Annotated in this window: 11 protein-coding genes; all 11 read left to right on the top strand. The window is 60.9% G+C overall.

From position 1 onward, the window contains the following. Positions 1-52: 52 nt before the first annotated feature. The 11 genes from QMX93_RS06425 (at position 53) to pgaD (ending at position 14196) form a co-directional block, all read left to right on the top strand. Positions 53-481 carry a MarR family transcriptional regulator gene (locus QMX93_RS06425; RefSeq protein ID WP_008080307.1) on the top strand — a complete coding sequence of 143 codons (429 nt, stop codon included), beginning with the start codon at positions 53-55 and terminating at the stop codon, positions 479-481. Further along, positions 478-2541, top strand: a complete 2064-nt coding sequence (locus QMX93_RS06430) for an FUSC family protein (RefSeq protein WP_282353788.1) — start codon at positions 478-480, stop codon at positions 2539-2541. The genes QMX93_RS06425 and QMX93_RS06430 overlap by 4 nt, the downstream gene beginning before the upstream one ends. Beyond that, positions 2538-2747, top strand: a complete 210-nt coding sequence (locus QMX93_RS06435) for a DUF1656 domain-containing protein (RefSeq protein ID WP_007917703.1) — start codon at positions 2538-2540, stop codon at positions 2745-2747. Before QMX93_RS06430 ends, QMX93_RS06435 begins: the two co-directional genes overlap by 4 nt. After that, complete coding sequence (locus QMX93_RS06440) at positions 2744-3646, top strand: HlyD family secretion protein (protein ID WP_053116451.1); 903 nt, start codon at positions 2744-2746, stop codon at positions 3644-3646. The genes QMX93_RS06435 and QMX93_RS06440 overlap by 4 nt, the downstream gene beginning before the upstream one ends. Continuing rightward, positions 3643-5085: an efflux transporter outer membrane subunit gene (locus tag QMX93_RS06445; protein WP_053116452.1), complete on the top strand. Its 1443-nt coding sequence runs from the start codon at positions 3643-3645 to the stop codon at positions 5083-5085. Before QMX93_RS06440 ends, QMX93_RS06445 begins: the two co-directional genes overlap by 4 nt. 93 nt (positions 5086-5178) lie before the next feature. Then, a complete protein-coding gene (locus QMX93_RS06450) occupies positions 5179-5814 on the top strand; it encodes an NADH:ubiquinone oxidoreductase subunit N (RefSeq protein ID WP_282353796.1) in 636 nt (211 codons plus the stop codon). Between the two features lie 248 nt (positions 5815-6062). Further along, positions 6063-7568, top strand: a complete 1506-nt coding sequence (locus tag QMX93_RS06455; protein ID WP_053116454.1) for a YdgA family protein — start codon at positions 6063-6065, stop codon at positions 7566-7568. A 256-nt stretch (positions 7569-7824) separates the two neighbouring features. After that, a complete protein-coding gene (gene pgaA / locus QMX93_RS06460) occupies positions 7825-10305 on the top strand; it encodes a poly-beta-1,6 N-acetyl-D-glucosamine export porin PgaA (RefSeq protein ID WP_282353798.1) in 2481 nt (826 codons plus the stop codon). A 12-nt stretch (positions 10306-10317) separates the two neighbouring features. Beyond that, positions 10318-12315 (top strand): poly-beta-1,6-N-acetyl-D-glucosamine N-deacetylase PgaB, encoded by a 1998-nt coding sequence (pgaB, locus tag QMX93_RS06465; RefSeq protein ID WP_282353800.1) that lies wholly within the window; start codon positions 10318-10320, stop codon positions 12313-12315. 1 nt (position 12316) lies between these two features. Beyond that, positions 12317-13672, top strand: coding sequence for a poly-beta-1,6-N-acetyl-D-glucosamine synthase (gene pgaC / locus QMX93_RS06470; RefSeq protein ID WP_159811944.1), 1356 nt, complete (start codon positions 12317-12319; stop codon positions 13670-13672). Beyond that, positions 13669-14196, top strand: a complete 528-nt coding sequence (gene pgaD, locus QMX93_RS06475; RefSeq protein ID WP_212546339.1) for a poly-beta-1,6-N-acetyl-D-glucosamine biosynthesis protein PgaD — start codon at positions 13669-13671, stop codon at positions 14194-14196. Before pgaC ends, pgaD begins: the two co-directional genes overlap by 4 nt. Positions 14197-14416: the final 220 nt, after the last annotated feature.

Here is a 14416-nt window from a genome sequence, read left to right on the forward strand (position 1 = left end):
GCAAACTAACAGTGTGCATTTTCTCGTGCCGAACGATCTCGACGCTCTCCAGATGAACATCAGCAGTGCCATGGTGGTGGCCGCCAGGCATTGGCGGAAGATCTGCCAGACCACGCTGGTCAACTATGGAATTTCCGAAGCCTGCGCCGTGCCGCTCTTGATGATCGGGCGTTTGGGCGAGGGTGTACGGCAGGTGCAGGTGGCGCAAGCGGCCGGGATGGAGAGTCCGTCGCTGGTGCGTCTGCTCGATCAGTTGTGTCATTCGGGTTACGTCTGCCGTACCGAAGATGCCCATGATCGCCGCGCCAAGTGCCTCAGCCTGACCGATACCGGCCGTGAACTGGTGCAAGCGGTGGAGATCGAACTGGTGCGTCTGCGTCATGAAGTGCTTGAGGGCATCGACCAGAGCGATCTGGAAGCTACGCTTCGGGTACTCAGAGCTTTTGAGGCGGCCAACCCGCCATTGGTGGTTAATTCTTGAACGGTTTTTTTTCCGGCATTCCGCCGGCCCGGGACTGGTTCTACGGGGTGCGGACTTTTGCAGCGTCGATGATCGCGCTGTACATCGCCTTGCTCATGCAGATGCCGCGTCCGTATTGGGCGATGGCCACGGTGTACATCGTCTCCAGCCCGTTCCTCGGCCCGACCAGCTCGAAAGCGTTATACCGTGCGATCGGCACCTTTCTCGGTGCGGCAGCGGCGGTATTTTTCGTGCCGATGTTCGTGCAGAGCCCGTATGTGCTGGTGGTGGTGATCGCGCTATGGACGGGGATTCTGTTGTTCATGTCCCTGCATTTGCGCACGGCCAACAGCTACGCATTGATGCTCGCCGGTTACACCTTGCCGCTGATTGCCTTGCCGGTGGTGGATAACCCGCTGGCGGTGTGGGACGTGGCCGAGGCGCGTACTGAGGAAATTTTCCTCGGCATTGCTGTTGCCGCCGTGGTCGGTGCGATGTTCTGGCCGCGACGCTTGGCGCCGGTGTTCAACGACGCCGTGAGCAAGTGGTTCGCCGACGCAACCACCTACAGCCTGAAATTCCTCAGTCGCGACGTGCAACCCGAAGAAGTCACCGCGCTGCGCATGGCCATGGTCGCCAACTTCAACAGCCTCGAATTGATGATCGGTCAGTTGCCCCACGAAGGCTCGCGACCGCAAACCGTGCGCAACACCAAAGAATTGCGCGGACGCATGATTCATCTATTACCAGTGATTGATGCGCTGGAAGATTCGCTCTACGCCCTCGAACGACGCACGCCGGAACTGGTGGAAAAATTCGAACCGCTGCTGGCCGCAACCCGCGAATGGCTCGCTCGCCAGGACGCCGATCTCGACCGCTGGCAAGCGCTGAAAGATCAGCTCGAAGCCCTGCAACCGAGCGCTGAAGCGCTGGAAGATCGCCGGCAACTGCTGTTCTCCAACTCGATCTACCGGCTCGGCGAATTCATCGATTTGTGGCAGGACTGCCGCAGCCTGCAGGACGCGATTGTCTGCGAGCGTCAGGACAACTGGCGCGCGGTTTATCGTCATTGGCGACTGGGTCGGCTGACACCGTTTATCGACCGTGGGCTGATGCTCTACTCGGTGGCCTCGACCATTCTGGCGATCATCACCGCCTCGGTGCTGTGGATTCTGCTCGGCTGGCCGGACGGCGGCAGCGCGGTGATTCTGGCGGCGGTGGCGTGCAGTTTCTTCGCCTCGATGGACGACCCGGCGCCGCAGATTTACCGGTTCTTTTTCTGGACTGGCATGTCGGTGCTGTTCGCCAGCCTTTATCTGTTTTTGATTCTGCCCAACCTGCACGACTTCCCGATGCTGGTGCTGGCGTTTTCCATCCCGTTTATCTGCGTCGGCACGTTGACGGTGCAGCCGCGCTTCTACCTCGGCATGCTGCTGACGCTGGTCAACACCTCGTCGTTCATCAGTATTCAGGGCGCTTACGATGCGGACTTTTTCGCCTTCGTGAACTCCAACCTGGCGGGGCCGATCGGTCTGCTGTTCGCGTTTATCTGGACGCTGGTGGCGCGGCCGTTTGGTGCCGAATTGGCAGCGAAACGCCTGACCCGTTTCAGCTGGAAAGACATCGTCCATATGACCGAGCCGGCCAACCTCGCCGAGCACCGCAAACTGGGCGTGCAGTTGCTCGATCGGCTGATGCAGCACCTGCCGCGTCTGGCCCTCACCGGCCAGGACACCGGCATCGCCATGCGCGAAGTGCGCGTCGGTCTGAACCTGCTCGATTTGCTCGCCTACACCCCACGGGTCACCGGCGCACCGAACGCTTTGTTGCAGCAAGTGGTCAGTGAAGTCGGTGAGTATTTCCGCGCTTGCCTCAAGGCCGGCGAACGCTTGCCGGCGCCTGCGCCTTTGCTGATGACTCTGGATCGCACCCGCCGCGCACTCAATGGTCACGGCGATGATGAAACCCGGCTAAACCTGTTGCACGCCTTGAGCGGTTTGCGTCTGGCGTTGCTGCCCGGCGTCGAATTCGTTTCCAGCGCCGAGCCCGAAGAACCGCTGCCCGATGGAGCGCCCCTATGATCGGTGATCTGGATATCAGCGGCATTTTCCTGCCGACCTTGCTGGTGTTGATGGGCATCACTTATGTGCTGTTTTTGTTGGTGCATGCCGTGCTTACGCGCGTGCACTTTTACCGTCTGGTCTGGCACCGGGCATTGTTCAACGTGGCGCTCTACGCGGTACTTCTGTACGGCGTGGACTCACTCAGTCGATACCTGATGACATGAAAAAACCGTTTTTGACCATCGGTCGCGTGGTACTGACCCTGCTGATCGTGACTTTTGCCGTTGTCCTCGTCTGGCGCATGGTGATGTATTACATGTTCGCGCCGTGGACCCGTGACGGCCACATTCGCGCCGACATCATCCAGATCGCCCCGGACGTGTCCGGGCTGATCCAACAGGTTGAAGTGAAAGACAACCAGTTGATCAAGCGCGGCCAGGTGCTGTTCAGCATCGACCAGGATCGCTTCAAACTGGCCCTGCGTCAGGCCAAAGCGGCTGTGGCTGATCGCGAAGAAACCCTCGCTCAGGCCCAGCGCGAAGCCAAACGTAACCGTGGCCTCGGTAACCTGGTGCCGGCCGAGCAACTGGAAGAAAGCCAGTCGCGTGTGGCCCGTGCGCAATCGGCACTGGCCGAAGCCACAGTTGCGGTGGACAGCGCTCAGCTCAATCTTGATCGCTCGGTGATTCGCAGCCCGGTCGACGGTTACGTCAACGACCGCGCGCCGCGTCCGCAGGAGTTTGTCACCGCCGGACGCCCGGTGTTGTCGGTGGTCGACAGCAACTCGTTCCACATTGATGGTTATTTCGAAGAGACCAAACTCGACGGCATTCATGTCGGCCAGTCGGTGGATATCCGTGTGATCGGCGACCGTGCGAAATTGCGCGGGCATGTCGAAAGCATCGTCGCCGGCATCGAAGACCGCGACCGCACCAGCGGCAGCAACCTGCTGCCGAACGTCAACCCGGCCTTCAGTTGGGTACGGCTGGCGCAGCGGATTCCAGTGCGGATCGCTTTTGATGACGTGCCGGAAGATTTCCGCATGATCGCCGGGCGCACTGCCACGGTATCGATCATCGAAGACTCAAAGGTCGACGATAAAAAGCAGGAGCCCGCGCAATGAGCAGGGCCCTGATGATCGCCGGGTTGGGCGTGATGTTGTCGGCGTGTCAGATGGTCGGGCCGGACTATCACGTGCCTGAGAATTCGGCGGTTCAGCGCAAGGATTTTCAGGGCGAACTGGCCGTCGACGGTAAACCTGTGGTCTCGGCACCGGTGCCGGCGGATTGGTGGCGACTGTATAAAGACCCGCGCCTCGATCAACTGGTGCAGCAAGCGATGGCGTCCAACACCGATCTGCGTGTTGCGGCGGCTAATTTGCAACGCGCCCGCGCTCAGGTCGATGAAGCCGAAGCGGCCGGTGGCTGGAGCGCTGGCGTGAAAATGGGCGCCGAGCGTTTGCAGGAATCCGGACAGGCGTTTTTGCTGCCGGAAAAAGTCCCGGTCGCCAATATCGGCGACATCGGCATCAGCGCCTCATACCAATTCGATCTGTGGGGCACCTTGCAGCGCGGCATTGAAGGCGCCAAAGCCAACGCCGATGCCACCCAAGCCGCCGCCGATACCGCACGCATCACCTTGGTCGCAGACGTGGTTCGCGCTTACACGCAAGTCTGCGCGGCCAACGAAGAACGCGAAATCGCTCAGCATTCCCTCGACCTGCAATCGCAAGGCACCACGCTGATCCAGCGTCTGCGCGACGCCGGCCGTGGCGACGAAACCCAGGTCACCCGTTCGCAAACCCAATTCAAATCCCTGCGCGCCGACATGCCGCGCTATGAAGCGGCGCGTCAGGCCGGGTTGTTCCGACTGTCGATGCTGCTGGCGAAACCGGTCGATCAATTGCCAGCAGGCACCGCGACCTGCGCCGAGCTGCCGAAAATCGCTCAACTGGTGCCGGTCGGTGACGGTGCCGCACTGCTCAAACGTCGTCCGGACATTCGTCAGGCTGAACGGCGTCTGGCCGCCGCGACTGCCGGAATCGGCGTCGCCACTGGCGAGTTGTACCCGGACATCAGCATCGGCGCGACCATCGGCACCGTCGGCATCATCGACGACCTCGGTGATCCGTCGACCAATCGCTGGGGTTTCGGCCCGTCGCTGAGCTGGAAAGTGCCGACCAACGGCGCCCGCGCGCGCATCCGTGAAGCCGAAGCGACCACCCAAGGCGCGCTGGCGCACTTCGACGGCGTGGTGCTCAATGCCATTCGCGAAACCCAGACCGGCCTCGCCCAGTACAGTGCGCTGCTGCAACGCCGCGATGCACTGGCCGATGCCGAGCAGTCGGCGAAACTCGCCGCCGACCAGACGCACCGCTTCTTCCAGGCCGGCCGCGAGTCGTTCCTGGCGGATCTGCAAGCGACCCGCACCTACACCGATGTCACCGCGCAACTGGCCGCCGCCAACACTCAAGTTGCGATGAGCCAGATCGATTTGTTCCTCGCCCTCGGCGGCGGTTGGGAAAGCGGACGAACGCACGCTCCAAGCCCCGGCAAACCCTGAGGCCGTTGCTATGCTTTGAAGTGTTGGAAGGGCGCCCCGTGCAAAGCACCCTTCCAGCGCACATTGCTAGCGCTGGTCTAGGGGAAACCAATAATGAAAAACCCTTACGCTCTCGGCTTCTGGTGCGCCCTTGCAGCGCTGGTGCTGCTGTCGGCCACCTATTTCTACGGCATCATGCTGGCCCACCAGATCGACAAGGCCATGATCTTTCTCGACAGCGTGACGGCGCTGATCGCGGTCATGGCGATCGTCGGTGTGGCGTGGGCGTCGATCCAGGTTCAGCGGGTGAAAAAACGCCAGCTCGAACAAGGCAAGACGCGGGTGCTGATCTGGGACACCAAAGTCGCTCTGCGCCGGGTCGAAACCGTGTTCGACCGGTATTTCTGGGGCAGCTACTGGCAACCGGGCCGAACGTTCGCCGAAGTCATGGGCGAACTCACCGGCACGCCGCTGGAAAAAAGCCTCGAAGCGCTGAAAAAACAGTGCCTGGAACTCGACAAGCAGATTGATGGCGAGGGCTGGCACTGGCTCAACAACGCCAGCGAACTCTCCGATGTCGCCACGGCCATGGCCCGTGAGCGTTATCAGCTGGATTTCTGTGATCCACGCGCCGATGGGCCGGGTGGGGCGGTGATTGATCGGGATTTTGAAGTGCTGGTGTATACGTGGACGGCGCGGCTGAAGAGCTTTGATCATCAGCTGGATGAGATTGAGGTTCAGTATTCCTGAACAGCAAAAGATCGCAGCCTGCGGCAGCTCCTACATTGGAACGCGTTTCCCTGTAGGAGCTGCCGCAGGCTGCGATCTTTTTGCTTTCCCGAGTGTCCATAGACACTCTTTCACCTTTAATCATTGGGTCACTTCCCGCGCCCGGTGCTAATCTCCACCGCTGAATTAAGCGGAGTCGAGCCGCAACCCGGTCACGGGTTCAGGGAAGACGACCACACTCACAGCCACGGAAATCGATCAGGTCATTCATGAATAAATCAGCAGGCGTGCTTCTCGGAATTGTTGTTGCCATCGGCGCGATCAGCGTAGGCGGGGCCTGGTACACCGGGACCAAAATCGAAGGCGTGTTGAACGACGCCGTCAGCAACGCCAACAAAGAACTGCAAACCGCCATGGCCGGCTCCAACGGCACCGCGTCGCTGGAACTGGTGTCGCTGGATCGCCACACCTTCACCAGCACCGCGCACTATCGCCTGAAAGGTGAAGGCGAGATGTTCGGCGACGCGCCGGTCGAGCTGCTCTTCGTTGACCACATCGAACACGGCCCGCTGCCGTTCTCGCGCCTGCTGTCGCTGAAATGGCTGCCGGTCATGGCCACCAGCAACTACGAGCTGGAAAAGAACGCCGCCACCGAAAAATGGTTTGCCGCGACCAAAGGCGCCGCGCCGCTCAAAGGCGTGACCAGCATCGGCTACGACGAATCGACCAACAGCACCCTCGAACTGGTGCCGTTTGAAACCGCGCTGGACGACAAATCGAGCCTGAAATTCTCCGGCCTGAACATGGACATCGCCGCCAACGCCAAGGCGCAGAAGGTCAAGGCCAACGGCTACATGGACAACCTGAAACTGGTGACCGTGGCTGAAGATCAGGCGCCGGTACAGATCGAGCTCAACGGTCTGACCCTGGCCAGCAACCTCGCCAAAAGCACCTACGGCTACTACACCGGCGAAAACACCATCGAGCTGACCAGCAGCAAATCGACCTTCGGGCCGAAGCAGTCGGTGCTCGGCGTGAAGAACTTCGAAATGAAGAACCTCACCGAAGAAAACGGCAGCAACGCCTCCGGTCGCGCCGACTACAAGATTGGCGAAGTGTCGTTCAACGACAAGAAAATCGGCTCGGCGAACCTGGCCATGAGCCTGAAAAACCTCGACATCCCGTCGACCCTGTCGTTGATGCAGATCTACCAGACCAAGCTGCAGCCGTACGAAAAAGCCGCCGCCGAGGCTGCCGCGCAAGGCTTGCCAGCGCCAGAGCTGAACCTGACCGAAGCGGAAGACGCGCAAGTCAAAGCCGATCTGCAAAAACTGCTGGCTGCCGGCCCGCAATTTGCGCTGGAAAACCTCTCGTTCAACACCGCCAACGGTGAGAGCAAGGCCAATCTGGTCATCGACCTGACCAAGCCGCAATCGATGGATCTGCCACCGGATCAACTGGCCAAACAACTGATCGCGCTGCTCGACCTGAACATTCAGGTGTCGAAGCCGATGCTGATCGATCTGCTCAGCGTGCAGGCGCAGCTCGACGGCCAGACCGACGCCAAAGCGATCGTTGATCAGTCCAAGGAAGCGGCCGACATGTTCGCCGGCATGGCGGTCGGTTCGCAGTTGGCCGTCGTCGACGGCAGCAACGTCGTGACCAAGCTGCATTACGCGGCCAATCAGGTCGAATTCAACGGCCAGAAGATGACCGTTGAGCAGTTTGTCGGCTTCCTGATGAGCAAGTTCGGCGGCGTCACGCAAGTGCAGTAATTCTGCGCGCTTAATAGCAACGCCCGGCCTCTGTACCGCACAGACGCCGGGCGTTTTGCTGTCTGGGGTTTGGGTTTTTGACTTTTCGGCAGAACCGCCATGGCGATTCTGAACAATTATTGTTTTCTCGATACTGGTCTACGCTTGCGTGCAAGACTGCCTGACTAAGCTTGGCCGAGGCTGTGAGTTTCGGCCACCGTTACGAATGGGCAAGGAGGGCATTGCGACCCGGCTGGCCATGTAAGGATGCTGACGAATGCCGCGTATTGATGTTCCCGTATTGCATCGTGGTTTACGCCCGTTGTTCCGTGTCGCGCTGTGCAGCCAATTGCTTTGGCCGGTCATGGCGTTTGCCGACACACCCTATGATCAGATGGTGCGCGATGCCCGTGCCGGGCAGTACACGCCTGCGCTGACGGTGTTGCGTCAGGTGCCGCCGGGTCAGTCGACCACCGGGCAGATCAGCGATCACCTGCAAATCGCCAGTTGGGCCGGGCTCGACGCTGAAGTTGTGCAAGTCTATGAAACCCAGGGCCGCGACCGCGTGCTGCCGGTGCAGGCACTGACCGCCACCGCGCGTGCTTATCGCAACCTCAAGCGTTGGGATCAGGCGACTCAGGTCTACAACAAGGCCCTCGCGCTGGAGCCGGATAACGCCGACCTGCAACTGGGCCTGGCCCTGACGCAAGCGGATGGCGGTAAACCCGACCAAGCCGTGACGCGCGCCCAAGCGCTGGTGGCTGCCAAACCCGATGACCCTGCACGCCGCCTCGCGCTGGGCTACGCACTCAATCGCACCGGCAAACAGTACGATGCGCTGTTCGAATACGATCAGGCCTTTATTCGCGCCGGCAACAAACCGGAAGTTGCCCGTGAATATGTGGTCGCGCTGCAAAAGGCCCGTCTGCCAGAGCCCGCGCTGCGCCTGGCCAATCAACGTCCGGGACTGATTGATCCGGTGACGCTGCGTCGCCTCGAAGGTGATCTGGCCGCTGAGCGTGTACGCCTCGCCGAAATGGCCAGTCGCAGCGAAAAGGAACGCTATGTCATCGCCGATCGTGCGCTGGCTGACTACGACAAACTCCTCGCCACCTGGACGCCGGACGCCAGCGCCAAGGAAGACGTGACCCGCTGGCGCATCGACCACATGGGCGCGCTCAAGGCCCGCGCGCGCACCGCCGACGTCATCGCCGAATATCAGAAACTGCAAGCCGAAGGCGTGAAGATTCCGACCTACGCATTGCGTTGGGTCGCGGCGTCTTATCTCGATCAGCGTGAGCCGGAAATCGCCACTGACCTGTATCGCCAAGTGCTCGCCGCGCCGGACGCCGACGTCGGCAACCGTCTCGAAGACAGCACCGCGCTGTATTACGCGCTACTGGAAAGTGACCGTGCCGACGAGGCGCGCAAAGTCGCCGAAGACGCAGCCAAATCGCAGCGTCCGCGCATCGAGCTAAAGGGCTTGCCAGTCGGCAACCCGAACGATGAATGGATGGACGCGCAACAACTCGCAGCGCAGGCCGGCACCTACAGTTCCGATCTGCCCCACGGCGAACAAAGCCTGCAGACGTTGGTCGATCAGGCGCCGGGCAATACCGGTTTGCGTCTGGCCCAGGCCGATTTGTACCTGGCCCGCAACTGGCCACGCCGCGCAGAAATGCAGCTCAAGGAAACCGAGAGCATGGTGCCGCGCGACATGGGCCTGGAAATCGGTCAGGCACACACCGCGATGGAATTGCAGGAATGGCGGCAGATGGATGCGCTGACCGACGACGTCGTCGCACGTTATCCGGACAACCGCCAGGTGCAGCGTCTGGCCCGTGAACGTGAAGTTCACGACATGTCCGAACTGCGCGTCGAAGCCTACGGCGGCAAGGCCAACGGTGGCGGCAGCAGCGGTGCCGGTGCCGTCAGTGGCAGCCGCGATTTCGGTATTCAGAGCACGATTTACAGCCCGCCGATTGATGAGGATTGGCGTGTGTTTGCGGGCGTCGGTTACGCCACCGGTGATTTTGCTGAAGGCACCGGCAACCATCGCTTCCAGCGTGTCGGTCTGGAACGGCGCACCCGCGACATGACCCTCGAAGCCGAAGTCTCCAATCACGATTACGGCTACGGCGACAAACAGGGCGCGCGTCTGGCGATCGCCCGCGACATCAACGACAACTGGCAGTACGGCGGCAGCCTCGAATACCTCTCGGCGGAAACACCGCTGCGCGCGCTCAACAGCGACATCAAGGCCAACGGCGGCAGCGGTTTCATCCGCTGGCGCGCCAACGAAAGCCGCGAGTGGCGCTTGTCGGTGAGCCCGTCGCACTTCAGCGACGGCAACGACCGCGTCGAAGCATTGCTCACCGGCCGCGAGGGCGTTTACAGCGCGCCGAACATTCAGGTCGATGCCGGTCTGGAAGTCGGCACCAGCCACAACTCGAAATCCGATGACGTGCCGTACTTCAACCCGAAATCCGACTTCAGCGTGATGCCGCTGGTCAACGTCAATCACGTCCTCTACCACCGCTACGAAACGTCCTGGAGTCAGCAATTCCAGGCCGGCGCGGGGACGTACAGCCAGCGTGATCACGGCACCGGCGGCATGGCCTTGCTCGGTTATGGCCAGCGCTATGCCTGGAACGACGTGTTCGAGGTGGGCGGTTTGTTCAGTGTGATCAACCGGCCCTACGACGGTGATCGGGAGACCGATCTGCGTCTGCTCGTCGACCTCACTTTCCGCTTCTAGAAGAGTTTGAAGATGCCTTTGATTTCGCGTTTCATCCTTCTGCTGGGAGTGCTGTTGATCAGCGCTTGCGCCCAGCAAGCTCCGGCCTTCGCGCCGCCGTCCGAGCGCCCGGTGGCGGCCAGCGAAAAACCGTGGCCGAAAAACCACGTACTCGGTATCGCCTACCACGATATCGAGGATCGCGATCCCGATCAGGCCGTGGTAGCGGTGCGCACCGAGCGCATGATCGAGCAACTCGCCTGGCTGCGTGAGAACGGCTACAAACCGGTCACGGTCGACCAGATCATGGCTGCGCGCAAGGGCGGCCCGGAGCTGCCGGCGAAAGCGATTCTGCTCAGCTTCGACGACGGTTATTCGAGCTTTTACACCCGCGTGCTGCCGGTGTTGCGCGCCTATAACTGGCATGCGCTGCTGGCGCCAGTCGGCAGCTGGATCGACACGCCGCTGAACCAGCCGGTGGATTTCGCCGGCACACCGCGTGCGCGTTCCGACTTCCTCACCTGGGATCAGGTGCGCGAAATCTCGAAATCCGGTCTGGTGGAAATCGCTGCGCACACCGACGCCAACCACAAAGGCATTCTGGCCAACCCGCAGGGCAACATGCAGCCTGCCGCCGCGACCCGTCGCTACGATCCGGTGACCAAACGTTATGAATCCGAGGCCGATTTCCAGGCGCGGATCCGCACCGACGTGAGCAACATCTCGGAGAAAATCCGCAAGGTCACCGGCAAGAAACCACGGGTCTGGGTCTGGCCGTACGGCACGGCGGACGGTACTTCGCTGACCGTGGTCGGTGAGCAGGGCTATGAAATGGCCCTGACCCTCGATGACGGCCTCGATACCCTCGACAACCTGATGAGCAGCCCGCGCTTCCTCGTCGCCTCCGATCCTGACGGCGAGCATTTCGCCAACAGCGTCGTCGCGGTGCAGTCCGATTTCGCCATGCGCGTGGTGCACGTCGATCTGGACAACGTCTACGACCCGGATCCGGCGCAACAGGACATCAACCTCGGCAAACTGGTGCAGCGCATGGCTGACCTCGGGGCCAACACGGTGTTCCTGCAAGCCTTTGCCGATCCGAAGGGCGATGGCCTGGTGCATTCGCTGTATTTCCCCAACCGTCATTTGCCGGTGCGCGCCGACCTGTTCGACCGCGTTGCCTGGCAACTGCGTACTCGCGCTCACGTGAAAGTCTTCGCGTGGATGCCAGTGCTGAGTTTTGGCCTCGATTCGAAGCTGCCGCGCGTGACGCGCTGGGATCCGAAAACCGGCACCACGTCAGTCGATCCGGATCAGTACAAACGCCTGTCGCCGTTCGATCCGGAAGTGCGGCGGATCATCGGTGAAATCTACGAAGACGTGGCGCGACTGACCTCGGTCGACGGCATTATTTATCACGACGATGCGGTGCTCTCTGATTTCGAAGACGCCGGCCCGCAGGCGCTGAAGGTTTACGCCGCCAACGGTCTGCCGGGTTCGATCGCCGCACTTCGCGATGATCCGGCGGCGATGCAGCGCTGGACGCGTTTCAAGAGCAAATACCTCATCGATTTCACCAACGAGCTGACTGCCAAAGTCCGCGCCATTCGTGGCCCGCAGGTGCAGACGGCGCGCAATATTTTCGCCGAGCCGATGATCAATCCGGCCAGCGAAGCGTGGTTCGCGCAGAACCTCGACGACTTCCTCGCGACCTACGACTGGACGGCGCCAATGGCCATGCCATTGATGGAAAAACAGACGCAGGCGCAGTCTGGGCCGTGGCTGGAAGCGCTGGTCGAAATCGTCAAAAAACGTCCCGGGGCACTGGATCGCACGGTGTTCGAATTGCAGGCGCGGGACTGGACGAAAAAAGACCAGGCCGACATTGACGCAGCGGTGATGGCGGACTGGATGGGCCGTCTCAAGCGTCAGGGCGCGACCAGTTTCGGTTACTACCCGGACAACTTCCTCGACAACCTGCCAGACCTGAAAATCGTAAGGCCTGCACTCTCCAACAAATGGAATCCATAACATGCTGGATAGACTGTTAGCCCTGCTTGTTCTGGCGATCGTCCTCGGCGTTCCGCTGGGGCTGATCTTCCTGGTGACCGGGCAGTTCCTGATGGACTTCGTGTTCTTCTACCCGCTGTTCATGTCCGGGTTGTGGATTGCCGGTGGCCTGTATTTCTGGCTGCACTGGGAACGCCACTGGCCGTGGAAGGACGATACTTTGCCGCCGCCACTGGAAGGCGAACCGCTGATCTCGATCCTGATCCCTTGCTACAACGAAGGTGACAACGCCGCCGACACGATCCACGCGGCGTTGGCTCAGCATTACCCGAACATCGAAGTCATCGCGATCAACGACGGCTCCAAGGACAACACCGCGCAAGTACTCGACGCGTTGGCCAAGGAAGATCCGCGCCTGCGTGTTCTTCACCTGGCGGAAAACCAGGGCAAGGCCGTGGCCCTGCGCATGGGCGCAATTGCCGCGCGCAGTGAATATCTGGTGTGCATCGATGGTGATGCGCTGCTGGCGCCGAACACGGCGGCCTATCTGGTTGCGCCGATGCTGGACAACGCACGCCTTGGCGCGGTCACCGGCAACCCACGGATCCGCACACGTTCGACGCTGGTCGGGCGAGTGCAGGTTGGCGAGTTCTCTTCGATTATCGGTTTGATCAAACGCACGCAACGGGTGTTCGGGCGGATCTTCACCGTGTCCGGTGTGATCGTCGCGTTCCGCCGTACCGCGCTGAACCGGGTGGGCTACTGGAGCCCGGACATGATCACCGAAGACATCGACATCAGCTGGAAGCTGCAACTCGATCACTGGAGCATCTTTTACGAGCCGCGCGCGCTGTGCTGGATTCTCATGCCGGAAACCCTCGGCGGCTTGTGGAAGCAACGTCTGCGTTGGGCTCAGGGCGGCGCAGAAGTGCTGTTCAAAAACATTCGCGGCATCTGGCAGTACCGCCATCGTTACCTGTGGCCGCTGCTGTTCGAATACTGCCTGTCGACCGGTTGGGCGTTCACCTTCCTGTTGTCGGTGATTTTCTGGGGCGTCGGCAAATTCGTGGTCATGCCGGAAGCGATTGCGGTGGATCACCTGATGCCGCCGGCCTTCACCGGTTTGCTGTTGGCTTTCGTCTGCCTGGTGCAGTTCGCAGTCAGCATCATCATCGACCGCCGCTATGAGCCGGGTCTGGGCAAGACCATGTTCTGGGTGGTCTGGTATCCATTGGTGTTCTGGCTCATCAGCCTGCTGACCACGCTGGTCAGTTTTCCGAAAGTACTGTTCGGCCAACATCAGAAACGTGCGCGTTGGGTCAGCCCTGACCGGGGCATCAAACCGCTCGGCGACGACGAAGAAGAGGTCATCAAATGAAAATCATCCGGACTCGCCAGCGGCCATTCCTGGTAGTGATCGACGTGATCCTCACCGTGTTGGCGTGGGTTGGCCTGCTGTATCTGCTGATTCGCGGATTGTGGCCGTTGATCGAGACGCATGCGGGCGCGCCGCGTATCGACAACTCGGCGTTCGATGCGCTGGGCACGTTGCAGATCTACATGTGGATTGCCTTGGTCAACGCGGTGGTGCTGATTTCCTGGGCGCGCTATCAACAGCGTAAAAGTCGCAGCTTTGCCCAGCGTCGTCTGCCGTCGCCGGTGATTGACGATGAAGGGCTGAGCAAGAGCTTCAAGCTGTGCGATGACCGTTTTCAGAAGTTGCGCACGCCGGGCGTGATGACCATTCACAACGATCAGGATGGCGACATCAGCCATGTGGTGACGCATTTCTGGCCAGTAAAACAGGCTGAATTGCCAGCGCCGCTGGCACCGCTGGAGCACCCACGGGTGATCTTTCTGCATGCCGAAGATGACGACAATCGCGAGCCATTGACCCGGTAACCCAGTGCTTCGATCGTTCCCACGCTCCGCGTGGGAACGCCTCTTGGGACGCTCCGCGTCCGGTGACGCGGAGCGTCACGGGCTGCATTCCCACGCAGGAGCGTGGGAACGATCAAAAACCACACGATCCACTGTAGGAGCCGAGCTTGCTCGCGAAGACGTCAGCACAGCCGAGATCGTTATTGGCTGACCCGACGCTTTCGCGAGCAAGCTCGGCTCC

It is taken from the genome of Pseudomonas sp. PS01303 (genome assembly GCF_029959385.1).
GTDB lineage: Bacteria > Pseudomonadota > Gammaproteobacteria > Pseudomonadales > Pseudomonadaceae > Aquipseudomonas > Aquipseudomonas rustica.